The organism is Streptomyces sp. Root1304 (assembly GCF_001426405.1).
GTDB lineage: Bacteria > Actinomycetota > Actinomycetes > Streptomycetales > Streptomycetaceae > Streptomyces.
Window position 1 is genome coordinate 66,935 of record NZ_LMEP01000008.1, and the last position, 24,714, is coordinate 91,648.

A 24,714-nucleotide genomic window follows, 5' to 3' on the forward strand; every position below is an offset into this window, starting at 1 on the left:
CCGCGGAAAACAGCACGCGGGCAGGGTGCAACGGGCAGAGCGGAAGGTCGGCTCAACAGGAAGAGGACCACACGCGACCGAAGTCGATGTGGGAGCGCGTGACCAGCTGCTGCGGATGCATGGCCCCAGTGGAACAGGCATCCGTTCCCGCGTCAACCGCGATGAGACGTACGGCTCACAGTGCGGACACCCTTGACAGCAGGGCGTGTTGACCGCATAGCCTCGAAGGGCGGATCGGGCTGAGGGGCCCGGATCCGCGGCTCAGCGTGTGAAGGCGCACCCCCGTGTTCGATCCGCCCTCTGGCATCCACGGAGCGTTCGCATGTCCGCGACCCTCGTCAAGACCCCCTCCACGGCCCCGCCGGCCGCACCGACACCCCTACGGGTCGTCCCCGCCCGCCGCGTCGGGCAAGGGACCGCCGCGGCCCTCGTCCTCGCCCTGCTCGCGCTCGGCCTCGTCTCGGTCGTCCGCAACAAGGCCTTCCAATGGGACGTCGTCGCCCAGTACTTCACCTCCGCGTCCGTCCTGCGCGGCCTCGGCCTCACCCTGTGGCTGACCGCCCTCGTGATGGCGCTGGGCTTCGCCCTCGGCACCCTGCTGGCCGTGCTCAGGCTCTCCGCCAACCCCGTGCTACGGGCGGTGAGCTGGGGATACGTCTGGTTCTTCAGATCCACCCCGATCCTGGTCCAGCTGCTCTTCTGGTTCAACATCGGGGCGCTCTACCCGCAGATCCTCGGCGTGAACACGGTCAACCTCCTCGGCCCCGTCTCCGTCGCCGTCATCGGCCTCACCCTGCACGAGGCCGCCTACGCTGCCGAGGTCGTGCGCGGCGGCATCCTCTCCGTCGACCGGGGCCAGATCGAGGCCGCCCAGTCCCTCGGCCTCGGCGGGTGGCGCCGGCTCTCCAGGATCGTGCTGCCGCAGGCCATGCGTGCCATCGTCCCGCCCGCCGGGAACATGCTCATCGGCACCCTCAAGGGCACCTCGATCGTCTCCGTCATCGCGGTCCAGGACCTGCTGTACTCGACCCAGCTCGTCTACCACCGCACGTACGAGATCATCCCGCTGCTCCTCGTCGCCACCCTCTGGTACGTCGCCGTCACCTCGGTCCTCGGCCTCGGCCAGCACTACGTCGAGCGGCACTACGCCCGCGGCACGGCCGGTGCGCGATGAGCCCCCGCCCCGCGATCGTCGTCGTCGGCGCCGGACCGCGCGGGACCGGCTTCCTCGAACGCCTCGCCGCCAACCTGCCCGAGCTGTACGGCGACGGCCCCCTCGACATCCACCTCGTCGACCCGCACCCGCCGGGTCCCGGCCGCATCTGGCGCACCGAGCAGTCCCCGCTGCTCTGGATGAACTCCCGCGCCGGGGACGTCACGATGTTCACCGACGAGACCGTGGACCTGGCGGGACCCGTCCGGCCCGGCCCCACCCTCGCCGCCTGGGCCGGCATCGACGGCCGTACCTTCCCCAGCCGTCCCCAGCAGGGCGCCTATCTGCGCTGGGTGTACGAACGGGCCCGCGCCGCGCTGCCCGCCTCGGTCACCGTCCACGAACACCGCACCACCGCCCTGCGGATCGGCGGCCCCCGTGCGGGACGCCAGCGGGTCTGGCTGGACGGCGAGGGCGTGCCGCTCCTCGCCGACCTCGTCGTCCTCACCGTCGGGCACGTCGACGCCCGGCCGGACACCGAGCAGCGGGACCTGGCCGGCTTCGCCGCCCGCCACCGGCTCGTCCACCTGGCGCCCGACTTCACCGCCGACGCCGACCTCGACGCCCTGCCCGCCGGCGAACCCGTCCTCGTCCGCGGCTTCGGCCTCGCCTTCGTCGACCTGATGGTGCTGCTCACCGAGGGCCGCGGCGGCCGCTACGAGGGCGAGGGCGACGCACTCGTCTACGTGCCCTCGGGCAAGGAGCCCGTCCTGCACGTCGGTTCGCGCCGGGGAGTCCCGTACCACTCCAAGATCGGCTACGACCTCGACGGCGAACGGCCCCCGCTGCCCCGCTTCTTCGGGACCGAGCAGACCGACGCCCTGCTGGCCGGTACCGGGCCGATCGACTTCCGCCGCGACGTGTGGCCGCTCATCGACAAGGAACTCGGCTGGGCCCACTACCACCGGCTCTTCTCCACCCACCCCGAGCGGACCGCGCTCGCCTGGGAGGACTTCGAGCGGGCCTACGAGGAAGCCCCGCCGCGCGGCGCCGAACTCGCCGCCGTGGTCGCCGCGGCCGTCCCCGACCCCGCCGACCGGCTCGACCTGGACGCCCTCGACCACCCCCTGGAGGGCCTGCGCTACGACTCCGCCGAAGCCCTCCAGCACGGGCTGCGCGACTACATCACCGAGGACCTGACCCGCCGCCACGACCCCGCCCACAGCTCCGACGCCGCCGTCTTCGCCGGACTGCTCTCCGTCTACGGCCAGCTCCTGAGGCTCGGCTCGCGCCTCGACCCCGGCCCCTGGTGGCACGGCTTCTTCAGCTACCTCGCCTCCGGACCGCCCGGCCCCCGGCTGCGGCAGCTCCTCGCGCTCTCCCGCGCCGGAGTCGTCCGCTTCCTCGGCCCGCGGCTCACCGTCGAGACCGACGAGGAACGCGGCCTCTTCCGGGCCACGTCCGCCGCCGTGCCGGGGGAGTGGACCGAGGCCCGCGCCCTGGTCGAGGCCCGCATCCCCGACCCCACCCTCGAACACAGCGGCAGCCCGCTGCTCCGGGGTCTGTACGAGGAGGGGACCCGCGCCACCACCGGCGGCCTCCTCGTCGTCGACCCCGCCGACGGCAGGCTCCTGGGGCAGGACGGACGCCCCCACCCGCGCCGCTTCGCCCTCGGCCCGCACACCACCGCGCGCACCGGCAGCGCCTTCACCCGCCCCCGTACCGGCGGGGTCGCGTTCGGGCAGAACGACGCCGCCGCACGGGCCGTGCTGAGGCTCCTGCGCGACGGGGAGTGTCGGCTCCCGGTCCCGCTGAGCGCCTGACCCCGTAGGGCACCTCCCGTACGGCACCTCCCGTACGGCACCTCCCGTACGGCACCTCCCGTAGGGCGACCCCCGTACGGCTCCTCCCGTACGGGCACGTCCCGCGCCGCACCCCCCGCTCCTCCCGAGCCCCTTCCGAGGAACCGCCATGTCTCTCACCAGCGATCCGCCCGCCACCCGCCCGGCCGGGAAGGAACCCGCCGCCACCCCCGCCCCGCCGGCACCGGCCGAGCTGGAGGTCGTCCCCGTACGCCACCCCTGGCGCTGGGCGGCCGTCGTCGTCACCGCCGTCCTGCTCGTCCAGTTCGCCCACGGGCTCGTCACCAACCCCGGCTGGGAATGGGACGTCTTCGCCGCGTTCTTCACCACCGAGACGATCCTCCAGGCCGTCTGGGCCACCCTCCAGCTCACCTTCTACGGCACCGCGCTCGGCTTCGCGATCGGCATCGTGCTCGCCTTCATGCGGCTGTCCGCCAGCCCGTTCCTGCGGTCCGTCGCCTTCGGCTACATCTGGGCCTTCCGCTCCATCCCGCTCATCGTCCAGCTGCTCTTCTGGTTCAACCTCGCCTACCTCTACAAGGAACTGAGCATCGGCGTCCCCTTCGGGCCGAGCTTCCTCACCTTCGACACCATGAGCCTGGTCGGCGAGATGAGCGCCGCCGTCCTCGGCCTCGCCCTGCACCAGGCGGCCTACGCGGCGGAGATCGTCCGGGGCGGTGTCCTCGCCGTGGACGGCGGCCAGTCGGAGGCGGCGGCCTCCCTCGGCATCCCGAGGCTCCGGCAGGTCCGGCGGATCGTGCTCCCGCAGGCGATGCGCTCGATCCTGCCCAACGCCGCCAACGAGATCATCTCGCTCTTCAAGGGCACCTCGATCGTCTCCGTCATGGCGATCGGCGAACTCTTCTACCAGGTCCAGGTCGTCTACGGCCGCAACGGGCGGGTCGTCCCGCTCCTGATGGTCGCCACCGCCTGGTACGTCCTGCTCACCACCGCGCTCTCCGTCGTCCAGCACTACGTCGAACGCCACTACGCGAAGGGGAGCACCCGATGAGCTCCGTCACCACCGCCACCGCCACCGCGCACCCCGCGGCCGAGGCCGCCGGCACCGCCAAGGTCGAGATCCGGGCCGTCCACAAGCACTTCGGCGCGCTCCACGTGCTGCGCGGCATCGACCTCGACGTCCGGGCCGGCGAGGTCACCGTGGTCCTCGGCCCCTCCGGCTCCGGCAAGTCCACCCTGCTGCGGACCATCAACCACCTGGAGAAGGTCGACAGCGGCACCGTCAGCGTCGACGGCACCCTCGTCGGCTACCGCCGCTCCGGGAACAAGCTGTACGAGCTGCGCGAGCGGGACATCCTCAAGCAGCGCACCCGGATCGGCTTCGTCTTCCAGAACTTCCACCTCTTCCCGCACCTCACGGTCCTGGAGAACATCGTCGAGGCCCCCGTCTCGGCCCTCAAGCGCCCCCGCGGGGACGCCGAGGCCGCGGCCCGGAAGCTGCTGATGCGTGTCGGGCTCGCAGACAAGGCGGAGGCGTACCCCAAGCAGCTCTCCGGCGGACAGCAGCAGCGGGTCGCCATCGCCCGCGCGCTCGCCCTCGAACCCGGCCTGCTCCTCTTCGACGAGCCGACCTCCGCGCTCGACCCGGAACTCGTCGGCGAGGTCCTCGACGTCATCAAGGACCTGGCCGCCTCCGGCACCACCATGATCGTCGTCACCCATGAGATCGGCTTCGCCCGCGAGGTGGCCGACACGGTGGTCTTCATGGACGAGGGCCGGATCCTCGAACAGGGCCCGCCGGCCGAGGTCCTCGACGCCCCGCGCCACGAACGCACCCGCGCCTTCCTCTCCAAGGTCCTCTGACCTCCTCCCCTTCCTTTCCCCTCTCACACAGGAGTACCGCCATGAAGACCCGTCGCACCGTCCTCACCGCCCTCGCCTCGCTCACCGCCCTCGGGGTCCTCACCGCCTGCGGCTCGGGCGACGCCGCCGTCAACGAGATCAAGCCGGAGGGCCAGAAGGACACCGGCATCAACGTGGGCCCGGACCAGAACCGCGTCCACACCGCCGAGGTCGCCGCCCTCGCCGACAAGCTTCCCGAGGCCGTCCGCAAGAGAGGCACCCTGATCCTCGGCGTCTCCGCCAAGAGCAACCCGCCGCTCGCCTTCCGCGCCACCGACGACAAGACGCTGATCGGCGTCGAGCTCGACCTGGCCACCCTCGTCGCCGACACCCTCGGTCTGGAGCCGCAGTTCGAGCCGGTCTCCTGGGAGAACCTCTTCGTCGGCCTGGACAGCGGCAAGTTCGACGCCGTCTTCTCCAACGTCACCGTCACCGAGGAGCGCAAGGACAAGTACGACTTCGCCACCTACCGCCTCGACGACCTCGCCTTCGAGGCGAAGAAGGGCTCCGGCTGGACGGTGAAGGGCCCCGAGGACGTGGCGGGCAAGCGGATCGCGGTCGGCACCGGCACCAACCAGGAGAAGATCCTCGTCGACTGGTCCCGGCAGAACGAGAAGGCCGGCCGCAAGGGCGTCGACATCAAGTACTACGACAACACCACCGACTACTACCTCGCGCTCCAGTCCGGCCGGATCGACGGCTACCTCGGCCCCAACCCCACCGTCGCCTACCACGTGGCCTCCGCCGGACAGACCGAGGCCGTCGGCAAGTTCTCCGGAGCGGGCGCCGGACTCCAGGGCAAGATCGCGGCCACCACGAAGAAGGACAGCGGCCTCGTCGCCGCCTACGCGGCCGCGATCGACCACATCGTCGCGAACGGCACCTACGCCCAGGTCCTCAAGCGCTGGGGCCTGAGCACCGAGGCCGTCACGAAGTCGGAGATCAACCCGCCCGGCCTGCCCCGCACCAAGAACTGACCCGCCCCCAGAAACGACCTGGGGCCTGCCCGACAGTCCCCACCCGCTCCGAGAGAGACGCATGACCACCAGCACCCGACCCCTCCACCTCGCCGCCGAGCTCGCCCCGGGCTCCGGCGGGGCCCGGCCCGGAGCGGACACCACCGCCCGTACGGTCGCCCTCGCCCGGCTCGCCGACGCCGCCGCGCTCGACTTCCTCACCCACGACGACTCCTTCGGCCGGCCCGGCCTCGACGCGCTCGCCGTCCTCGCCCGGGTCGCCCCCGAGACCCGCTCCGTCGGCCTCGTGCCGACCGTGACCACCACCCACACCGAGCCCTTCCACGTCCAGGCCGCCGTCGCCACCCTCGACTGGGTGAGCCGGGGCCGGGCGGGCTGGCGGATCGCGGTCTCCCCGACCGCGGAGGAGGCCCGGCTCGTCGGCCGGCGGCCGGCCCCGCCGACCGCCGAGCTGTGGCAGGAGGCGGGCGAGGTCGCCGAGGTCTCCCGGAAGCTGTGGGACAGCTGGGAGGACGACGCCGAGATACGTGACGTGACGACCGGGCGGTTCGTCGACCGCCGCAAGCTCCACCACGTGGACTTCCAGGGCGCGACCTTCTCGGTCAAGGGCCCCTCGATCGTCCCCCGGCCCCCGCAGGGCAACCCGGTGACCGTCGTCGACGCCACCGGCCCGGCCGCCCGTGACACCGCCGCCCACCATGCCGACGTGGCCCTGATCAGGGCCGCCTCCGCCGAGGAGGCCGCCGCCCTCCGCACCGAACTGCGGGAGGGGGCCAGCGCCCACGGCCGGGACCCCGGACAGCTGCGCGTCCTCCTCTCGGCGACCGTCGACCTCGACGCGTACGAGGGCGGGCCTGCGGCGCTCGCCGAGCTGATCGCCGGCTGGCACGGCGGCGGCGCCGTCGACGGCTTCCACCTCGTGCCGGCCGTCCCCGGACGGGACCTGGAGCGGTTCACCGGCGACACCGTGCGTCGGCTGGCGGACCGCGGCCTCTTCCGTACGGCCCACGAGGGCGGCACCCTCCGCGACCATCTGGGACTCGCCCGCCCGGTCAGCCAGTACGCGACGGCGGGAGCGACCGCATGAGCCGGGGCAGGAAGCAGATCCATCTCGCCGCGCACTTCCCCGGCGTCAACTCCACCACCGTCTGGGCCGATCCGCGCTCCGGATCGCAGATCGACTTCTCCTCCTTCGAGCACCTGGCCAGGACCGCCGAGCGCGGGCTGTTCGACTTCTTCTTCCTGGCCGAGGGGCTGCGGCTGCGCGAGCACGCGGGACGGATCCACGACCTGGACGTCGTCGGCCGGCCCGAGTCGATCACCGTCCTCAACGCGCTCGCCGCCGTCACCGACCGGCTCGGGCTGGCCGCCACGGTCAACGCCACCTTCAACGAGCCGTACGAACTGGCCCGGCGGCTCGCCTCGCTCGACCACCTCAGCGCGGGCCGGGCCGCCTGGAACGTCGTCACCTCCTCGGACGCCTTCACCGGCGAGAACTTCCGCCGGGGCGGCTATCTGGACCGCGCCGACCGGTACACCCGGGCCGCCGAGTTCCTCGCCACCGCCCGTGAACTGTGGGACTCCTGGACCCCGGACGGCGAGCCGCGCCCCTTCGCGCACAGCGGGCCGCAGTTCGGGATCGAGGGCGTGTTCACCGTCCCGCGCTCCCCGCAGGGGCACCCGGTCGTCATCCAGGCCGGGGACTCCGCCGAGGGCCGGGAGTTCGCCGCCTCCGCCGCCGACGTGATCTTCACCCGTCACTCGACCCTCGAAGCGGGCCGGGAGTTCTACGCCGACGTCAAGGGGCGGCTCGCCCGGTACGGGCGGGAGCCCGGCGACCTGAAGGTCATGCCGGGCGTGACGTACGTCCTCGGGGACACCGACGCCGAGGCACAGGAGCACGCCGCCGAGATCCGCCACCGGCAGGTCTCCCCGCAGAACGCGATCCTGGCCCTGGAGCAGGTCTGGGGCCGTGACCTGTCCGGCTACGACCCCGACGGACCGCTCCCGGACGTCGACCCCGACCCCGAATCGGCGCTCGTCCAGGGCCGGGTGCGGGTCGCCGACCCGGTGGCGGTGGCCCGGAAGTGGCGGGCGCTCTCCGAGGCCAAGGGCCTGTCGATCCGCCGGACGGTCATCGAGTCGACCGGCCGGCAGTCCTTCGTCGGCAGCCCGGAGACGGTGGCCGCGGCCCTGGAGGAGTCCGTCGCCACGGACGCCGCCGACGGCTTCATCCTCGTCCCGCACCTGACCCCGGGCGGTCTCGACGACTTCGTCGACCGGGTCGTCCCGCTGCTCCAGGAGCGCGGGGTCTTCCGTACGGAGTACTCCGGCACGACGCTCCGGTCGCACCTCGGGCTTCTCGGGCCCGTATGGAAGGGTTGAGCACCATGAGCACGGATCACCGGCAGGACTGGCAGCACTGGCACGAACAGCGGGAGGCCGCGGTCTCCTCCCCGTACGGCCCGCTCTCCCTCACGGGCACCCACTGGCTCTCGGACTTCCCGGAAGGGCGAATTCCGGCCGTTCCGGGGGAGTGGCGGGAGGACGGTGACGAGGTGCTCCTCAGCGCCCGCGCCGAGGACGGGATCACCGTCGACGGCAAGCCCCTCGCGGGCACGGTCAGACTCGCCGCCGACCACGGCCCGATCCACGAGTCCCGGGTCGAGTCGGCGGGCCGGCGGCTCGTGGTGCTGCGGCGGGAAGGGCTCTGGGCGGTACGGGACTTCGACCCCGGCTCCGAGGCCCGCGCCGCCTTCCGGGGCATCGAGGCCACCCCGTACGACGAGCGCTGGGTGGTGCCCGGCGTCTTCCGCCCGTACGGGGAGACCCGCAGCGTGCGGGTGGAGAACGCCGACGGCGTCGAGCGCGGCCTCGGGCTGGCCGGGGAGCTGGTCTTCGAGCTGCACGGCGGCGAACACACCCTCCAGGTGGCCGTCGAGGAGGACGGCTCGCTCTGGGCGGTCTTCGCGGACGCCACCAGCGGCCGGGACAGCTACCGCTTCCGGTTCCTGCGCCCGGCGGCCCCGGCGGCGGACGGCTCGGTCACCGTGGACCTCAACCGCGCGCTGCTGCCGCCGTGCGCCTTCGCGGACCACTTCATCTGCCCCTTCCCGCCCCCGGGGAACGCCCTGGACACCGCGGTGGCGGCGGGGGAGCGGCTGCTGCTCCCCTCCTGACCTGGGACGCGGCGCGCTTTCCGGGGAGGACGGGTGCCCCCGGCCACGACGGCCGGGGGCACCCGTCCGTCCCGCGGTCTTGTGCGTCCGCTCCGCGCGGGCCACTATCGACGGCGGTGCATGTCAGGGACACGACACCTGATGGCGCCTCACGGGCCCGTCACCCCCGGGCCCCTCCGCTTTTCCCAGAAGGAGAACTGTGAGGAGCACAGTGAGGAACACCCGCACCCGTCTGCTCGCCCTCGCCGCCGGCATCGCCGCCGTGACGGCCATCGGACTTCCCGGCGCCCAGGCCGCCCCCGTCCCCGGTCCGGCCGCGGCGGCGCAGCTCGCCCGCGCCGACGCCGCCGTCGACGCCGCCGGGGTCGGCGGCACCGCCTGGTACGTGGACAGAGCGGCGGGCCGGATCGTCGTCACCGCCGACTCCACCGTCACCGAGGAGGGGATCGCGAAGATCCGTGCGACGGCCGGCGCCGACGCCGGAGCCCTCCGTGTCCAGCGCACCCCCGGCGTCTTCACGCCCCTGCTCGGCGCGGGCGACGCCATCTACGGCGGCGGCTACCGCTGCTCGCTCGGCTTCAACGTCCGCAGCGGCAGCACGTACTACTTCCTCACCGCCGGACACTGCGGCAACGTCGCGAACACCTGGTACACCAACTCCGCGCAGTCCACCCTGATCGGCGCCACCGTCGGGTCCAGCTTCCCCGGCAACGACTACGCGCTCGTCCGCTACGACAACGCCTCGCTCAGCCACACCGGAGGCTTCACCGCGGCCGACGCCTACGTGGGGGAGTCCGTCAAACGCTCCGGCTCCACCACCGGCACCCGAGGCGGCACGGTCACCGGACTCGACGCCACCGTCCGCTACTCCGGCGGCGGCACCGTCCGGGGCATGATCCAGACCAACGTCTGCGCCGAGCCCGGCGACTCCGGCGGCGCGCTCTACGACGGCACCAAGGCGCTCGGCATCACCTCGGGCGGCAGCGGCAACTGCTCCACCGGCGGCACCACGTTCTTCCAGCCGGTGCCCGAGGCGCTCGCCAAGTACAACGTGAGCCTGTACTGATCCACCACCCAACCGGGCGCCAACTCCCTTGAAGCATCCGGTAGTTGAGGGCCGTACGGCCGAAACACGCCCTTGCGGCGTGAAGTCGTACGGCCCGAGACTCCCCCACAGCGCCGGCCCCCGGGCCGCGCCTCACGGGCCCGACACCCCACGGCGGGCCCCCGATTCCCCTCGGGAGGAACAGAAGTGAGGACCATGCGCACCACCCCCACGAGAACGATCCGGCTGCTCGCCGTCACCGCGGGCCTCGCCGCCGCCGCGGCGCTCGCCGTCCCCACCGCGAACGCCGACTCCGCGCGGACGTACAGCGCCACCCAGCTCTCCGCCGCCGGCGACGCCGTCCTCGCCGCCGACGTGGCCGGCACCGCCTGGCGGGTCGACACCGCCACCGGCGCGGTGGTCGTCACCGCGGACTCCACCGTCTCCCCGGCCGAGATCGCGAAGATCAAGCGGCAGGCCGGTACCAACGCGGGCGCCCTGCGCATCGAGCGCACCCCCGGCACCTTCAACAAGCTGATCTCCGGCGGCGACGCGATCTACACGAGCGGCTGGCGCTGCTCGCTCGGCTTCAACGTCAAGGACAGCGCGGGGAACTACTACTTCCTCACTGCCGGCCACTGCACCGACGGCGCCGGCACCTGGTACTCCAACTCGGGCCGCACCACCGTGCTCGGCTCCACGGCCGGGTCCAGCTTCCCGACCAACGACTACGGCATCGTGCGCTACACCAACAGTTCGGTGACCAAGTCCGGCACGGTCGGCAGCGTCGACATCACCAGCGCCGCCAACGCCACCGTCGGCATGTCCGTCACCCGTCGCGGCTCCACGACCGGCATCCACAGCGGCTCCGTGACCGGCCTCAACGCCACCGTGAACTACGGCGGCGGCGACATCGTCTACGGCATGATCCAGACCAACGTCTGCGCCGAGCCCGGCGACTCCGGCGGCCCGCTCTACTCGGGCAGCCGTGCCATCGGCCTCACCTCGGGCGGCAGCGGCAACTGCTCCTCGGGCGGAACGACCTTCTTCCAGCCCGTCACGGAGGCGCTGAGCGCGTACGGGGTCAGCGTGTACTAGGCCCCACCCGGCCGGAAGTCCTCCTGTGAATGCATTCACAGGAGGACTTCCGGCCCCGCGGCGGGGGCCTCTCGTCGTGGGTGTCAGGCCCGGGGCTCGCCCACCTCCGCGGCGATCGGCTCCGCCTCCGGCTTCCGCTTCAACGAGGACAGCACCAGGGTGACGGCCGAGCCGACGATCGCCCAGACCGACAGGATCACCATCGACGCGGTCATGTCGTTGCCCTTGAAGTACGCGATGGAGCGCGCCGCCCAGGTGCCCGCGCCCGGTGGCAGGTAGGGGCCGATCGCCCGCCAGAACGGGGGCAGCATCGGCAGCGGGAAGGCGCCGCCCGCACTGGGGTTGCCGGCGATCACGATGAGCAGGATCGCCAGGCCGATGCCGACGATCCCGAAGACCGACTGCAGGGCGAGGGTGGCGGCGCCGACGGCGAAGACCACCAGGGCGCCCAGGCCCCACAGGGCGGCGACGCTGCCGGGCAGGGCGCCGAGGATCGGGCCGACGATGATCGCGCCGCCGAGTCCGCCGAGCACCGCGTAGAGCGCGAGCGCCCCGAGCCGGATGATCGCCCGCTCCCGGTTCGCGGGCCGCGAGCCGGCGCTGATCGCCAGGATCGCCGCGCAGATGTAGCCGCCGACGCACCAGCCGATGACCAGGTAGAAGGCGGAGAGCCCGTTGAAGTCCTGGGAGGAGGACGGGGCCACGTCGACGGTCCGGACGAGGCGCTGGTTGGCCGCCTCCAGCTTCGTGACCATCGCCTCCAGGGTCGTGGAGAGCACCTTGCCGCCGCCGGAGGCGACGAGCAGGGTGTCGGTGCGGCCTCGGGGGTCGACGATCAGGGCCCCGTCGATCTCCCGGTTCATGATCTGGTCGCGCGCCTCCGCCTCGTCCGCGACGACACGCGGGTCGAAGGGGTCGCCGGGCAGCTTCTCCAGCCGGTCGTTCAGGGTGGTGGCGATCTGCTGCTGGGGGGCGACCACACCGAAGGGGACGTCCACGGGTTTCGGATTGTGCAGGGCCCCGACGTACGAGGTGATGAACAGGAGCTGGAGGGCGAAGACGCCGACGACGAGCAGGGCGGCTCGTGGGGTGACGGCGCTTTTCAGTTCATCGACGAAGCTCATGCCCCCCAGGCTCGGGGGAGGGCGGTGTTTCCGCAGGTGGGAAGGGCCCGAACGGGTTATCGTACGAATGTTCGAGAATAGGCTACGCTGGGTCCAGGGGGTGGGAACGTACGTACGAATTCGATGCGGAGTGCGGGAGGTGCGCCAGCCATGCCGGGATTCACGCACCTGCACACCGCGTCGGGCTACTCCCTGCGCTACGGCGCCTCCCACCCCGAACGGCTGGCCGCCCGCGCCGCCGCACGCGGCCTGGACGCACTCGCCCTCACCGACCGCGACACCCTCGCGGGCACGATCCGCTTCGCGAAGGCCTGCGAGAAGGAGGGCGTCCGCCCCCTGTTCGGCGTGGACCTGGCGTACGAACCGACGGCGCGGGGCCCGGCGGGCGGCCCGCAGGACGTGCGCAGGGCGCCCGTCCGGGGCGGCGCGTTCGTCGACGAGTCCGCACCCCGGGCCGTCTTCCTCGCCCGCTCCCGCACCGGCTGGGCCTCCCTCTGCGCGATGGTCACCGCCGCCCACGCCGGGGGAGGGGACCGCCCTCTGCTGCCCTGGTCCGCCCTCCACGACGACGTGTTCGTGCTGCTCGGCCCCGCGTCCGACGTCGGCCGCGCCCTCGCCGCGGGACGCCCCGACCGGGCCGCCCGGCTGCTCGCCCCCTGGCGCGAGCGGTACGGCGACGCCCTGCGCCTCATGGCCGTCGACCACGGACGCACCGGCACCGGGTCCGGCTCCCTGCGGCTCGCCGCCCGTACCGTCGGCTTCGCCGCCGAACAGGGCGTCCGGCCCGTCCTGGGCAACGCCGTCCGCTACGCCGACCCCGGCCAGGGCCCGGTGGCCGACGTCCTCGACTCCGCCCGCCGGCTCGTCCCCATCGACCCCCGCAAGGAACTCGACAGCGGAGAGGCCTGGCTCAAGGGCCTCGAAGACACCGAAGGGTCCAAGGGGTCCGAGGGCGCCGGCGGCATGCGGGCCGCCGCCGAACGGACCGTCGAGGCCGCGGGCTTCCGCCGGGACACCGCCCGCCGGCTCCTCGAACAGACCGAAGCGGTCGCCGCCGCCTGTCTGGTCGACCCCGAGGACGACCTCGGCATCGGCTCCGCCCACTTCCCCGAAGCGCGTCTCGTCGGCGCCGAACACCGCACCGCCCAGCGCGTCCTCGCCTCCCGGGCCGCCGCCGGCATGGTCCTGAAGGGGTACGAGAAGCGGGGCGCCTACTGGGACCGGATGCACCGCGAGCTGGACATCATCGCCCACCACCACTTCGCCACCTACTTCCTGACGGTCGCCCAGGTCGTCGACGACGTGCGGGGCATGGGCATCCGGGTCGCCGCCCGCGGCTCCGGCGCCGGCTCCCTCGTCAACCACCTCCTCGGCATCGCGCACGCCGACCCGGTCGAGCACGGCCTGCTGATGGAACGCTTCCTCTCCAAGCGCCGCACCGCCCTGCCCGACATCGACATCGACGTGGAGTCCGCCCGCCGCCTGGAGGTCTACCGGGCGATCATCGACCGCTTCGGCACCGCACGCGTCGCCACCGTCGCCATGCCCGAGACCTACCGGGTCCGGCACGCCGTCCGGGACGTGGGCGCCGCCCTCTCCCTGGACCCCGCCGAGACCGACCGGATGGCCAAGGCCTTCCCGCACATCCGCGCCCGGGACGCGCTCGCCGCCCTCGACGAACTGCCCGAACTGCGCGCACTCGCGGGCGAGAAGCAGAAGTACGGCAAGCTCTGGGAGCTGGTCGAGGCCCTCGACGCGCTGCCCCGCGGCACCGCCATGCACCCCTGCGGCGTCCTGCTCTCGGACGCCTCGCTGCTCACCCGTACCCCCGTCGTCCCCACCAGCGGCGAGGGATTCCCCATGTCCCAGTTCGACAAGGAGGACGTGGAGGACCTCGGGCTGCTCAAGCTCGACGTCCTCGGAGTGCGGATGCAGTCCGCGATGGCCCACGCCGTCGCCGAGGTCGAGCGGGCCACCGGCACCCGCCCGGACATCGACGCGGTCCCGGAGGGCGACCCCGAGACGTACCGCCTCATCCGCTCCACCGAGACCCTCGGCTGCTTCCAGATCGAGTCGCCGGGCCAGCGCGACCTGGTCGGCCGGCTCCAGCCCGCGACCTTCCACGACCTCGTCGTCGACATCTCGCTCTTCCGGCCGGGCCCGGTCGCCGCCGACATGGTCCGCCCCTTCATCGAGGCCCGGCACGGCCGCGCCCCCGTCCGCTTCCCGCACCCCGACCTGGCGGAGACCCTGCGGGAGACGTACGGCGTGGTCGTCTTCCACGAGCAGATCATCGAGATCGTACGGATCATGACCGGCTGCGACCGGGCCGAGGCCGACCAGGTCAGGCGCGGACTCTCGGACGCCGATTCGCAGGGCCGGATCGAGCTCTGGTTCGCCCGGCGGGCCGCGGAGCGCGGATACGGGGACGAGGTCGTCGCCCGCACCTGGGAGATCGTGGCGGCCTTCGGCTCGTACGGCTTCTGCAAGGCGCACGCGGTGGCCTTCGCCGTGCCGACGTACCAGTCGGCCTGGCTCAAGGCCCACCACCCGGCCGCCTTCTACGCCGGACTGCTCACCCACGACCCCGGCATGTACCCCAAGCGGCTGCTGCTCGCGGACGCGCGGCGGCGCGGGGTGCCGGTGCTGCCGCTCGATGTGAACCGGTCGGCGGTCGCCCACCGTATCGAACTGGTGTCCGAGAATCCTCCGGTGTGGGGGCTCAGGCTCGGTCTGGCCGACGTTCACGGCATCGGCGGGACCGAGAGCGCCCGCATCGAGGCCGGACAGCCCTACACCTCGCTCCTCGACTTCTGGGAGCGGGCCCGCCCCCGTACCCCCGTCGCCGAACGGCTCGCCCAGGTCGGCGCGCTCGACGCCTTCGGCGCCAACCGCCGCGACCTGCTCCTCCATCTGACCGAACTCCGGCGCGTCCACCGGGGAGCCGCCTCCCACGGCGGACAGCTCCCGCTCGCCCAGGGCGGGAGGACCGCCCCCGTCGGCCTGCCCGACCTCGACGAGACGGAACGCCTCAGCGCCGAACTCGGCATCCTCGGCATGGACGCCTCCCGGCACCTCATGGACGACCACCACGCCTTCCTCCGCGAACTCGGCGTCGTCTCCGCCCAGCGCCTCCGCGAGACCCCCCACGGCCGCACCGTCCTCGTCGCCGGCGCCAAGGCCGCCACCCAGACCCCGCCGATCCGCTCCGGCAAGCGGGTCATCTTCACCACCCTCGACGACGGCACCGGCCTGGTCGACCTCGCCTTCTTCGACGACGCCCACGAGCGCTGCGCCCACACCGTCTTCCACTCCTGGCTGCTGCTGGTCAGGGGAGTGGTGCAGCGGCGCGGCCCGCGCAGCGTCAGCGTGGTCGGCGCCGCCGCCTGGAACCTCGCCGACCTCGTCGCGCTACGGGCGTCCGGCGGGCTGGGAGCGGTGGGGGACCTGCTGGCCGAGCCGGAACCGGAGCCTGCTGAGGCCGCCGGGTCCGCCGGATCCGCCGGGGGGAGTGGTGACTCCGGCCGTCGGATCACCCTGTCCACCGGTTACGAGATGAACCCCTGGGCCGACCTGAAGCCGGCCGGCGAAGGGGTTCCCAAGGGGATGCCGGGCGGAAGGAAGCTGTGGCACAGCAGCCCGGGGAGCGCGGGGTGACGTGGGGTGACGTGGTTTCAGAAGGGGAGCACGGGGCGGGTGGCCCCGGTTCGACCTCCCACGTGCAGTCGGGATTCAGGCAGCGCGCGGTGACGGTGACTTCGGAATCCGGGCGCCCCCTGGCCTGGGGGCATCAAGCGCAGGGTGCAATGCCTAACGCCGGATCCTTGCAACGTCGTTGGGCATGCAGTAGGTTTGAGCCGCTTGGTCTGGAGTACCACGCACGCGTTTAAGCCTTCCCGAGTTCAAGTAAGGACGCATTGACGTAGTCGGCCTTGCGCAAGAGCGCAGGTCAAGGAGACCGCTTGTCGGCTCCTAGCTGGAGATCGCATCCATAGATGCGGTGCGTCTCCATGCAATACACGTCAATGACATTCGGGAGGAAACAGCGTGACGTCCGGCGGCACCACCACTTGCACGCACCCTGTGCGCGATCTTGCAATCGTATCCCTCAGCGCCGTGCTTGCCGCTCTTTCAGCAATCATCGTAGTGCTGTGTTTCAAGGGTTCTCCGCTAGACGCGTTCAAGGCGGGCGGAGGCGCGTTCATCGCCATTGAAGGTGTGGGCCTTGCCGCCCTTCAGCACCTCAAGCGCAACTAGCCGCACCAGCGGGGGCGGCGCACATGAGCCGCCCCCGAGGCCGTGCGGGCTCAGGACCGTCGGCCGGCCGGAAGTACCGCCGTGTCGACGGACGCGTACGTCACGCCGTGGTCGGCCAGGACCTCCGCGACGACCCCGCCGGTGCTGGTGAGCGCCAGGAGGATGTGTTCGTCGCCGATCTCCCGGTCCTCGCGGGCCAGCGCCACCCGGAGGGACTTCTCCAGGACGGTCTTGGCCTCCCGGGAGAAGGAGCGGCGGCCCGACCGCCATCCGGAGTCCTTCCGGTCACCGGCCAGCGCGCCCGCGCCGTGGGTCTCCTCCACCCGCGCCACGATCGCGCCGACGTCGATGCCGAGGTCCGCCAGGGCCTCCGTGTCCGCCCGGGACAGTCCCGCCCGGCGCCGGGCGTCGGCCAGGTCGGCGACCAGGGACGCGCGGCGGTCCGGCGGGCACAGCGTCCGCAGCGCGGCCGCCGCCCGGGTGTCCTCCCGGTCGAGCAGGGACAGCAGCAGGTGCTCCTGGGTGACGACCGTCGCCCCGCCCCGCTCCGCGTGCTCGACCGCCCCCTTCACCACGGCGCGTGCGGCCTTCGTGAACCGTTCGAACATCACTGCCTCCCGTACTTCTTGTGGACGGCCTGTCGGCTGACTCCCAGCTCGGTCGCGATCTCCTGCCACGACCAGCCCTGGTTGCGCGCGGAGCGCACCTGGACGGCTTCCAGTTGTTCCAGCAGGCGCCGCAGGGCGGAGACGGCCCGTAGCCCGACCCGGGGGTCGCGGTCGCCGGCCCGTGCGGCGAGATCGGTCGCATCGGTCATGGTGTCAACGTACGTTGACGGGCCTCTCGATGTCAACCGTGGTTGACATCGAGAGGCCCCCGCAATCAATTCGCACAAATATTCGAACATGTCCTAGGGTGGAAGCACAGGCAGGCACGAGGACGGGAAGGCGGGAGGACGGCATGATTCTCTGCGTACGGTTCCGCCTCGAACCCACGGCACCCCTCGCGCCGCCCGGAGGGGGAGAGGCACTCTTCTCCCCGCTCGTCGACCTGCTCGGCGAGTTCACCCCCGTCGTCGAGGCCGCCCCGCCCCACGAGGCGCTCGCCGACGTGCGCGGCGCGCTGCGCTACTTCGGCCGGGGCCCGGCCGAACTCGCCTCCGTGATCCGGGTCAGGGCGCTCGCCCTGTACGGCGTCGACTGCGTGATCGGCGCCGGGCCCAACCCGATGCTGGCCCGGATGGCGGCCGACGAGGCCCGGCCCGGCGTCACGCTGGTCGTCGAGGACCCCGCAGCCTTCCTGCGCGACCGGCCGGTCGTCGCGCTCGACGGCGTCGGCCGCGCCACCGCCCGCACCCTCTGCGGCTACGGGCTCGACTCCGTCGGCCGCGTCGCGGACGCCCCGCTCGCCGTGCTCCAGCGGCTCGTCGGCGCGAAGACCGGCCGTGAGCTGTGGGAACGGGCCCGGGGCATCGACCGCACCCCCGTCGTCCCCCACGCCGCCTCCCGGTCCGTCGCGGCCGAACGCGCCTTCCCGCGCGACGAGACCGACCGGACGCAGCAGCGCCGCGCCCTCCTCTCCCTCACCGAGGAACTGGGCGCCCGGCTCCGCACGGAAGGCCAGGTGTGCCGCGCGCTCGCCGTCACCGTGCGGTACGCGGACCGGACCACGACCACCCGGAGCCGTACCCTGCCCGAACCCACCGCCCACTCGGCGGCGCTCACCGCCCTCGCGTACGCCGTCCACGACTCCTTCGGGCTCCAGCGGGCCCGGGTGCGGGGCGTCGCCCTGCGCGCCGAAGGACTGACGGGCGCGGAGGGCACGGCGCACCAGCTGTCCCTGGACCCGGCGGACGAGAAGGCCCGGCGGATCGAGGCGGCGGCGGACCGGGCACGGGCGAGATTCGGCCCCCGGGCCGTCCTGCCGGGCTCGCTCGCGGCCGCCTGACGGCGTTCCCGGACCGATGCCCGGCGCCCCGACGGCCGCCCCACCAGGCCCTGGTGACGACACCCCAGTTTTTACCGACGCGTAACTTCCCAGTCGAGGCTACCCGTGCGTAGCTTGGCTGGAGCGCATCCCCACCGCGCACATCCCCACTTGTGGTCCGGACCGCAGGGCGTACCCCCACCTTCCCCTTGAGCCGCAAGGAGATCGCCCGATGCTGCCCCGGACCCCCTGGAAGCACGCCGTCAGAGCCCTGTCCGTCCTGCTGCTGACCGCCGCCGCCACCCTCGCCCCGACCACCGCCGCCACGGCGCAGACCGACACCGCGACGGCCGGCCGCGGCTGGAACGACTTCACCTGCAAGCCGTCCGCCGCGCACCCGCGCCCCGTCGTCCTCGTCCACGGCACCTTCGGGAACTCCGTCGACAACTGGCTGGCCCTCGCGCCGTACCTGGTCAACCGGGGCTACTGCGTCTTCTCGCTCGACTACGGCCAGCTGCCGGGCGTACCCCTCTTCAACGGGCTCGGCCCGATCGCGGCGTCCGCCGGACAGCTCGACACCTACGTCGACCGGGTCCTCGCCGCCACCGGCGCCCCCGAGGCCGACCTCGTCGGACACTCCCAGGGCGGCATGATGCCGCGCTGGTACCTCAAGTTCCTCGGCGGAGCCGAGAAGGTGAACACGCTCGTCGGCATCGCCCCCGACAACCACGGCACCACCCTGCTCGGCCTCACCAAACTGCTCCCGTACTTCCCCGGGGCCGAGGACGTCATCAGCGCCACGACCCCGGGCCTCGCCGACCAGATCGCCGGCTCGGCCTTCATCACGAAGCTCAACGAGGGCGGCGACACCGTGCCGGGGGTCCGCTACCACGTCATCGCGAGCCAGTACGACGAGGTGGTCACCCCGTACCGCTCCCAGTTCCTGACGGGCCCGAACGTCACCAACGTCCTCATCCAGGACAAGTGCGCGCTCGACCTCTCCGAGCACGTGGCGATCGGCACGGTGGACCGGGTCACCTTCCACGAGGTGGCCAACGCCCTCGACCCGGCCCACGCGACCCCGACCACCTGCCTGTCGGTCGTCGGCTGACCTACCGGCCCTGCGTACGGCGGCGCCGGGTGGTCCCGAAGAGCACCGCCGCGCCGGCCGCCAGCACGGCGGCGCCACCCACCGCGAGATACGGGGTGGTGGCGTCGCCACCGGTCTCGGCCAGCTCCACACCGGAACCCGAACCGGCGGCGGGCGCCGGCGCGTTGGGCGACTGCGAGGACGCCCCGGGCGCCCCGGAGGACTCCGGCGCACCCGTGGCGGGGGCGGCCGCCGTCTCCCCGGCACCGGTGGAGGCGTCACCGTCGCCGTGCCCGCCGTGCTCGACCGAGGACTCGTCCTGACCGTCCTCGATCTGCTGCTCGCTCGGCGCGGACGCGGTCGGCGCCGGTCCCGTCCCCCCGCTGTCCTTCCCGAACACCACGTCGGAGCAGGTGTAGAAGGCCTCGGGGGAGTCGGAGCGCTGCCAGATCGAGTAGATGAGGTGGCGTCCGGACTTCTTCGGCACCGTCCCTTGGAAGACGTAGTCGCCGTTCTGCATCCCCGGGTCGGTCACCGTCGCGAACGGCTTCTCCTCCAGGTCCGACCACTTCAGCGGCTTCGACGGGTCGTACCCGTCCTTCGTCACGTACAGCGCGAACGAACCCCGGTGCGGCGCCGTCCCCTTGTACCGGAAGGTGTGCGCCCCGGAGGCCATCGGGCTCGCCGGCCAGTCGGCCCGCGCCAGGTCGAGCCCCCGGTACTTGTCGTTGCCCGCGCTGCACAGCTTGCCGTCCGGGATCAACCGCCGGTGCTGACCGGCCGCGTTGGCGATGTTCACCGCGTTCCAGTCGTAGAACGCCTGGGCCCCACTGGCCGCCACCGCCGCCTTGCACGCCGCCGACTTCGGCGCCTCGGGCCCCTCCGCGTAACAGGCCGAGACCCGGCTCACGGGATCGGTCATCGACCCATGGGCGAAAGCGGGCGAGGAGGCGAGCCCGGAGAGGGCCAGCGCACCGGTGGCGAGGGCGACCGCGGCCGTACGGCGAGAAGTCATGGGGGGACAGCTCCTTCACGAGGGTGAGGTGGGGGGTTGCCCAGAAAACTAGCCGCCCGCATCCACGAAAGAGCCCGCGAGAAGGGGGAGAGGACGATCCTTAGGACCGCTTTAAGGCACAGGTAAGAGGCGGCTGAGGAACACCCGGAACCGAGACCGCCCGTCACCCCACCCGCCGGTACCGCCGCTCCGGGCGCCCCGTCCCGCCGTACCGGAGCGTCACCTCCGCGCGGCCCGTTTCCGCGAAGTACTCCAGGTAGCGGCGGGCGCTCACGCGGGAGAGGGAGCCGGCTTCCGCGCATTCCGTGGCCGAGAGGCCCTCCGGGTGGGCGCGGAGGACCGAGTCGACCAGGTCGGCCGTGTGGGCGGCGAGGCCCTTCGGGAGTTCCCTGGAGCCGCGCGGACGGGTGCCGAAGATCTGGTCGACGTCCTCCTGACGGGCCTCGTCGAGCTCGTCGAGGCGGCTGCGGAGCGAGGCCACGTGGCGGAGCTGCTCGTGCAGCGCCGCCTGGCTGAACGGCTTGATCAGATAGTGCAGCGCCCCCGCCCGCAGCGCCTCGCGGATCGTGCCCACGTCCCGCGCCGCCGTGATGAACAGCGCGTCCGTCGCCAGGCCCGCCGCCCGCAGCTCCCGCAGCACCCGGATGCCGTCCATGTCCGGCAGGAAGACGTCCAGCAGCACCAGGTCCGGCCGCAGCCGCTCCGCCGCCCGCAGTGCCTCTGCACCACTGTGCGCGACCCCGGACACCGTGAAGCCCGGCACCGCCGACACATAGCGGCAGTGCAGTTTGGCGACCATGAAGTCGTCGTCCACCACCAGCACGTTCGTCACGCCGACCCACGCTAGGTCCCGACCACAACGACCACAACGTCCGTTGGTTGCGGAAGAGAGACAGCTTCTTCACGCGCAGGCAACATGTGGGCCACCTCACACCCCCATTCCCCTTCTGCCTGAGAGGCGGTACACGTGCGGTTGCGCACCCCCTTCGCCCTCCTCGGGGCCGCTCTGCTCGTCCTGGTGGGCCCTCCGCTGCTCAGTACCGGCAGCGGCTCCGACTCCGGTACGCAGATACCCGGCCTGCGCTTCATGGTCCCCAACACCCCCGGTGGCGGTTACGACATCACCGCCCGCACCGCCGCCAAGAACGCCGAGGAGGCGGGCCTCACCGGAGACGTCGAGGTCTTCAACCTGCCCGGCGCGGGCGGCACCGTCGGCCTCACCCGGCTCGTCGGCGAACGGGGCAACGGCCGTCTCGCCATGTCCATGGGCCTCGGCGTCGTCGGCGCCGTCCACACCAACGAGACCCCCAGGACCCTCGCCGACACCACCCCGATCGCCCGGCTCACCGAGGAGCAGGACATCGTCGTGGTCGGCAAGGACTCCCCGTACAAGACGATCCAGGACCTGCTCACGGCCTGGAAGAAGGACCCCGGCAAGCTGCCCGTCGGCGGCGGCTCCTCGCCCGGCGGCCCCGACCACCTCGCCCCGATGCTGATGGCCCAGGCCGCCGGCATCGCCCCGAAGGACGTCAACTACGTCCCCTTCGACGGCGGCGGCGAACTCCTCGCCTCCATCCTCGGCAACAAGGTCGGCTTCGGCGTCTCCGGCGTCGGCGAGTACCTCGACCAGATCAAGGCCGGCGAACTGCGCCTCCTCGCCGTCACCGGCCCGAAGCGCGTCCCCGGCCTCGACGCCCCCACCCTCCGCGAGGCCGGCCTCGACACCGAGTTCACCAACTGGCGCGGCATCGTCGCCCCGCCAGGCCTCTCCGACGCCGAGCGCGAGAAGCTCGTCGCGCTGGTGACCGAACTGCACGACTCCCCGCAGTGGCGCGAGTCCCTGAAGACCCACGGCTGGAACGACGCCTTCCTGCCGGGCGAGGAGTTCGGCACCTTCCTCACCGAGCAGGACCGCCGCGTCGGTTCCGTCCTGAAGGAGCTCGGCCTGTGAAACCCACCCTTCCCACCTGGCTCCGCGGCCGCTCCGAACTCGGCGTCGGCGTGCTGCTGTTCGTCCTCGGCGTCCTCGTCCTCACCGACGCCCTCACCCTCGACACCGACCTCACGGGCCGCGGCCCGGTCGGCCCCGCCACCGTCCCCCTCGTCGTCGGCTGCGGCCTCCTCGCCGTCGCCGTCCTCCTCTCCGTCGACGTCCTGCGCGGCGGCCGCGGCGAGGCCGAGGCCGGCGAGGACGTCGACCTGACCGAACCCGCCGACTGGCGCACCGTCCTGCTCCTCGCCGGCGTCTTCCTCGCCTTCGCCGTCCTCATCGGCCCCGTCGGCTTCCCCGTCGCCGGAGCCCTGCTCTTCTGGGGCTCGGCCTACGCCCTCGGCAGCCGCCACTTCCACCGCGACCCGCTGATCGCCGCCGGCCTCTCGCTCCTCACCTACGTCGTCTTCGACACGCTGCTCGGCGTCCCGCTGCCCGGCGGTCCGCTGATGGGAGTGATCTGACCCATGGATTCCCTGAACTCCCTCATCGACGGCTTCGGGACCGCCCTCACCCCGATGAACCTGTTGTGGGCCGCCATCGGCGTGCTCCTCGGCACCGCCATCGGCGTCCTGCCCGGCATCGGCCCCGCCATGGCCGTCGCCCTGCTGCTCCCGGTCACCTACGGGCTCGAACCGACCGGCGCGTTCATCATGTTCGCCGGCATCTACTACGGGGCCATGTTCGGCGGCTCCACCACCTCCATCCTCCTCAACACCCCGGGGGAGAGCGCGGCCGTCGTCGCCGCCATCGAGGGCAACCCGATGGCCAAGGCGGGCCGCGGCGCCCAGGCACTCGCCGCCGCCGCCGTCGGACACTTCGCCGGCGGCATGATCGGCACGATCCTGCTCGTCGTCCTCGCCCCCACGGTCGCCGCGCTCGCCGTCGACATCGGCGCCCCCGACTACCTGGCCCTGATGGTCCTCGCCTTCATCGCGGTGACCTCGGTCCTCGGCTCCTCCCGCATCCGCGGCCTCGCCTCGCTCCTCATCGGCCTCACCATCGGCCTGGTCGGCCTCGACCAGATGACCGGACAGCAGCGCCTCACCTTCGGCTCGCTCCAGCTCGCCGACGGCATCGACGTCGTCATCGTCGCGGTCGGCCTCTTCGCCATCGGCGAGGCCCTGTGGGTCGCCGCGCACCTGCGCCGCTCGACCGGCGAGGCCATCCCGGTCGGCCGCCCCTGGCTCGGCAGGGACGATGTGAAGCGCACCTGGAAGTCCTGGCTGCGCGGCCCCCTCATCGGCTTCCCGTTCGGCGCGATCCCGGCCGGCGGCGCGGAGATCCCGACGTTCCTCTCGTACGTCACGGAGAAGCGCCTCTCCAAGCACAAGACGGAGTTCGGCAAGGGCGCCATCGAGGGCGTGGCGGGTCCGGAGTCGGCGGCCTCGGCCTCGGCGGCCGGGACGCTCGTCTCCATGCTGACCCTGGGGCTGCCGACCACGGCCGTCGCCGCGGTCATGCTCGCCGCGTTCCAGCAGTACGGCATCCAGCCCGGCCCGCTGCTGTTCGAGCGGGAACCCGAGCTGGTGTGGGGGCTCATCGCCTCGCTGTTCGTCGGCATGGTGCTGCTGCTCGCGCTCAACCTGCCGCTCGCGCCCGTCTGGGCCAAGCTGCTGCGCATCCCCCGCCCGTACCTCTACGCCGGCATCCTCTTCTTCGCCGCCGTCGGCGCGTACGCGGTGGGCGGCGAGGCGCTCGACCTCGTCATCCTGCTGGTCATCGGCCTGATCGGGCTCGGGATGCGGCGGTACGGGCTGCCGGTGCTCCCGGCCGTCATCGGGGTCATCCTCGGCCCGGCCGCCGAACAGCAGCTGCGCCGCGCCCTGCAGATCAGCGACGGTTCCCTGACGGGCCTGGTGAACACGCCGTTCTCGATCACCGTGTACACCGTCGTCGTGCTGCTGCTCACCTGGCCGCTGCTGAGGAAGGTGACCGCACGCCGCGCCGGGCACTGACCGTACGGGCGGGTCGCGCGGCGACCGTACGGTCCCCGCCCGACCCGCCCGGGAACCGAGCTGACGAGCGCGCGCTAGCTGTATTGATCACGAGCGTTGTTGACACTGGTCTGGTCTTGAACATGGCGAAGACCTCCGGTGTGGTGGGAGCTGTCTAGGAACTCACCGCGCGGAGGT

General features: G+C 72.5%; 22 protein-coding genes. 17 read left to right on the forward strand and 5 right to left on the reverse strand.

The features are described from left to right. Positions 1–322 precede the first annotated feature (322 nt). The 10 genes from ASD33_RS12015 (at position 323) to ASD33_RS12060 (ending at position 11,177) form a co-directional block, all read left to right on the forward strand. Positions 323–1,174, forward strand: a complete 852-nt coding sequence (locus ASD33_RS12015; RefSeq protein WP_056557731.1) for an amino acid ABC transporter permease — start codon at positions 323–325, stop codon at positions 1,172–1,174. Then, complete coding sequence (locus ASD33_RS12020) at positions 1,171–2,976, forward strand: FAD/NAD(P)-binding protein (RefSeq protein ID WP_056557733.1); 1,806 nt, start codon at positions 1,171–1,173, stop codon at positions 2,974–2,976. Before ASD33_RS12015 ends, ASD33_RS12020 begins: the two co-directional genes overlap by 4 nt. A gap of 148 nt (positions 2,977–3,124) precedes the next feature. Further along, a complete protein-coding gene (locus ASD33_RS12025; protein ID WP_056557735.1) occupies positions 3,125–4,027 on the forward strand; it encodes an amino acid ABC transporter permease in 903 nt (300 codons plus the stop codon). Beyond that, positions 4,024–4,839 (forward strand): amino acid ABC transporter ATP-binding protein, encoded by an 816-nt coding sequence (locus ASD33_RS12030; RefSeq protein ID WP_056557737.1) that lies wholly within the window; start codon positions 4,024–4,026, stop codon positions 4,837–4,839. Before ASD33_RS12025 ends, ASD33_RS12030 begins: the two co-directional genes overlap by 4 nt. A 41-nt stretch (positions 4,840–4,880) precedes the next feature. Then, complete coding sequence (locus ASD33_RS12035; protein ID WP_056557739.1) at positions 4,881–5,855, forward strand: ABC transporter substrate-binding protein; 975 nt, start codon at positions 4,881–4,883, stop codon at positions 5,853–5,855. 61 nt (positions 5,856–5,916) lie between these two features. Then, positions 5,917–6,942 carry an LLM class flavin-dependent oxidoreductase gene (locus tag ASD33_RS12040; RefSeq protein ID WP_056557741.1) on the forward strand — a complete coding sequence of 342 codons (1,026 nt, stop codon included), beginning with the start codon at positions 5,917–5,919 and terminating at the stop codon, positions 6,940–6,942. Further along, complete coding sequence (locus ASD33_RS12045; protein WP_056557743.1) at positions 6,939–8,240, forward strand: NtaA/DmoA family FMN-dependent monooxygenase; 1,302 nt, start codon at positions 6,939–6,941, stop codon at positions 8,238–8,240. The genes ASD33_RS12040 and ASD33_RS12045 overlap by 4 nt, the downstream gene beginning before the upstream one ends. 5 nt (positions 8,241–8,245) lie before the next feature. Then, a complete protein-coding gene (locus tag ASD33_RS12050; protein WP_056557745.1) occupies positions 8,246–9,034 on the forward strand; it encodes a DUF1684 domain-containing protein in 789 nt (262 codons plus the stop codon). Between the two features lie 199 nt (positions 9,035–9,233). Then, positions 9,234–10,100, forward strand: coding sequence for a S1 family peptidase (locus ASD33_RS12055; protein WP_056557747.1), 867 nt, complete (start codon positions 9,234–9,236; stop codon positions 10,098–10,100). A 195-nt stretch (positions 10,101–10,295) separates the two neighbouring features. After that, positions 10,296–11,177, forward strand: a complete 882-nt coding sequence (locus ASD33_RS12060) for a S1 family peptidase (protein ID WP_199863515.1) — start codon at positions 10,296–10,298, stop codon at positions 11,175–11,177. A gap of 83 nt (positions 11,178–11,260) precedes the next feature. Here ASD33_RS12060 and ASD33_RS12065 read toward each other — a convergent pair whose 3' ends face one another. Continuing rightward, the gene (locus ASD33_RS12065) at positions 11,261–12,301 is read right to left on the reverse strand and encodes a hypothetical protein (RefSeq protein ID WP_056557751.1); all 1,041 of its coding nucleotides are present in this window, start codon (positions 12,299–12,301) and stop codon (positions 11,261–11,263) included. A gap of 150 nt (positions 12,302–12,451) precedes the next feature. On the opposite strand from ASD33_RS12065, the gene dnaE reads away from it, so the two are divergent. Together dnaE and ASD33_RS35450 are read left to right on the forward strand one after the other, a co-directional pair. Continuing rightward, a complete protein-coding gene (dnaE, locus tag ASD33_RS12070; protein ID WP_056557753.1) occupies positions 12,452–15,958 on the forward strand; it encodes a DNA polymerase III subunit alpha in 3,507 nt (1,168 codons plus the stop codon). A 390-nt stretch (positions 15,959–16,348) separates the two neighbouring features. Beyond that, positions 16,349–16,558, forward strand: coding sequence for a hypothetical protein (locus tag ASD33_RS35450; RefSeq protein WP_157870028.1), 210 nt, complete (start codon positions 16,349–16,351; stop codon positions 16,556–16,558). Positions 16,559–16,608: 50 nt separating this feature from the next. Here the strand turns inward: ASD33_RS35450 and ASD33_RS12075 are convergent, their stop codons facing one another. Together ASD33_RS12075 and ASD33_RS12080 are read right to left on the reverse strand one after the other, a co-directional pair. Then, the gene (locus ASD33_RS12075) at positions 16,609–17,166 is read right to left on the reverse strand and encodes a Clp protease N-terminal domain-containing protein (RefSeq protein ID WP_056557756.1); all 558 of its coding nucleotides are present in this window, start codon (positions 17,164–17,166) and stop codon (positions 16,609–16,611) included. After that, positions 17,166–17,375, reverse strand: a complete 210-nt coding sequence (locus ASD33_RS12080) for an HTH domain-containing protein (RefSeq protein WP_030315760.1) — start codon at positions 17,373–17,375, stop codon at positions 17,166–17,168. Before ASD33_RS12080 ends, ASD33_RS12075 begins: the two co-directional genes overlap by 1 nt. A gap of 143 nt (positions 17,376–17,518) precedes the next feature. Here ASD33_RS12080 and ASD33_RS12085 point away from each other — a divergent pair, with 143 nt between their 5' ends. Continuing rightward, on the forward strand, positions 17,519–18,505 hold the full coding sequence (locus ASD33_RS12085; protein ID WP_056557758.1) for a DNA polymerase: 987 nt from the start codon (positions 17,519–17,521) through the stop codon (positions 18,503–18,505). A 211-nt stretch (positions 18,506–18,716) separates the two neighbouring features. After that, complete coding sequence (locus ASD33_RS12090; protein WP_056557760.1) at positions 18,717–19,595, forward strand: alpha/beta fold hydrolase; 879 nt, start codon at positions 18,717–18,719, stop codon at positions 19,593–19,595. A 1-nt stretch (position 19,596) separates the two neighbouring features. On the opposite strand, the gene ASD33_RS12095 is transcribed toward ASD33_RS12090, so the two are convergent. Both ASD33_RS12095 and ASD33_RS12100 read right to left on the reverse strand, forming a co-directional pair. Then, positions 19,597–20,589 carry a lytic polysaccharide monooxygenase gene (locus ASD33_RS12095; protein ID WP_056557762.1) on the reverse strand — a complete coding sequence of 331 codons (993 nt, stop codon included), beginning with the start codon at positions 20,587–20,589 and terminating at the stop codon, positions 19,597–19,599. 163 nt (positions 20,590–20,752) lie between these two features. Continuing rightward, on the reverse strand, positions 20,753–21,421 hold the full coding sequence (locus tag ASD33_RS12100) for a response regulator (RefSeq protein WP_079044720.1): 669 nt from the start codon (positions 21,419–21,421) through the stop codon (positions 20,753–20,755). Between the two features lie 135 nt (positions 21,422–21,556). On the opposite strand from ASD33_RS12100, the gene ASD33_RS12105 reads away from it, so the two are divergent. From ASD33_RS12105 to ASD33_RS12115, 3 genes are read left to right on the forward strand one after another with little or no spacing between them, the layout of a single operon-like run. Beyond that, positions 21,557–22,540, forward strand: coding sequence for a tripartite tricarboxylate transporter substrate binding protein (locus ASD33_RS12105; protein ID WP_056557764.1), 984 nt, complete (start codon positions 21,557–21,559; stop codon positions 22,538–22,540). Next, positions 22,537–23,043, forward strand: coding sequence for a tripartite tricarboxylate transporter TctB family protein (locus ASD33_RS12110; protein WP_056557766.1), 507 nt, complete (start codon positions 22,537–22,539; stop codon positions 23,041–23,043). Before ASD33_RS12105 ends, ASD33_RS12110 begins: the two co-directional genes overlap by 4 nt. Positions 23,044–23,046: 3 nt before the next feature. Beyond that, positions 23,047–24,537: a tripartite tricarboxylate transporter permease gene (locus tag ASD33_RS12115; protein WP_056557769.1), complete on the forward strand. Its 1,491-nt coding sequence runs from the start codon at positions 23,047–23,049 to the stop codon at positions 24,535–24,537. Positions 24,538–24,714 lie beyond the last annotated feature (177 nt).

Excerpts from the sequence above, each read along its gene's own strand:
- ASD33_RS12065 (WP_056557751.1), bottom strand. The coding sequence starts at position 12,301 with ATGAGCTTCGTCGATGAACTGAAAAGCGCCGTCACCCCACGAGCCGCC.
- ASD33_RS12045 (WP_056557743.1), top strand. The coding sequence starts at position 6,939 with ATGAGCCGGGGCAGGAAGCAGATCCATCTCGCCGCGCACTTCCCCGGC.
- ASD33_RS12035 (WP_056557739.1), top strand. The coding sequence starts at position 4,881 with ATGAAGACCCGTCGCACCGTCCTCACCGCCCTCGCCTCGCTCACCGCC.
- ASD33_RS12025 (WP_056557735.1), top strand. The coding sequence starts at position 3,125 with ATGTCTCTCACCAGCGATCCGCCCGCCACCCGCCCGGCCGGGAAGGAA.
- ASD33_RS12095 (WP_056557762.1), bottom strand. The coding sequence starts at position 20,589 with ATGACTTCTCGCCGTACGGCCGCGGTCGCCCTCGCCACCGGTGCGCTG.
- ASD33_RS12060 (WP_199863515.1), top strand. The coding sequence starts at position 10,296 with ATGCGCACCACCCCCACGAGAACGATCCGGCTGCTCGCCGTCACCGCG.
- ASD33_RS12090 (WP_056557760.1), top strand. The coding sequence starts at position 18,717 with ATGCTGCCCCGGACCCCCTGGAAGCACGCCGTCAGAGCCCTGTCCGTC.
- ASD33_RS12020 (WP_056557733.1), top strand. The coding sequence starts at position 1,171 with ATGAGCCCCCGCCCCGCGATCGTCGTCGTCGGCGCCGGACCGCGCGGG.
- ASD33_RS12115 (WP_056557769.1), top strand. The coding sequence starts at position 23,047 with ATGGATTCCCTGAACTCCCTCATCGACGGCTTCGGGACCGCCCTCACC.
- ASD33_RS12080 (WP_030315760.1), bottom strand. The coding sequence starts at position 17,375 with ATGACCGATGCGACCGATCTCGCCGCACGGGCCGGCGACCGCGACCCC.
- ASD33_RS12030 (WP_056557737.1), top strand. The coding sequence starts at position 4,024 with ATGAGCTCCGTCACCACCGCCACCGCCACCGCGCACCCCGCGGCCGAG.
- ASD33_RS12075 (WP_056557756.1), bottom strand. The coding sequence starts at position 17,166 with ATGTTCGAACGGTTCACGAAGGCCGCACGCGCCGTGGTGAAGGGGGCG.
- ASD33_RS12015 (WP_056557731.1), top strand. The coding sequence starts at position 323 with ATGTCCGCGACCCTCGTCAAGACCCCCTCCACGGCCCCGCCGGCCGCA.
- ASD33_RS12050 (WP_056557745.1), top strand. The coding sequence starts at position 8,246 with ATGAGCACGGATCACCGGCAGGACTGGCAGCACTGGCACGAACAGCGG.
- dnaE (WP_056557753.1), top strand. The coding sequence starts at position 12,452 with ATGCCGGGATTCACGCACCTGCACACCGCGTCGGGCTACTCCCTGCGC.
- ASD33_RS12040 (WP_056557741.1), top strand. The coding sequence starts at position 5,917 with ATGACCACCAGCACCCGACCCCTCCACCTCGCCGCCGAGCTCGCCCCG.
- ASD33_RS12085 (WP_056557758.1), top strand. The coding sequence starts at position 17,519 with ATGATTCTCTGCGTACGGTTCCGCCTCGAACCCACGGCACCCCTCGCG.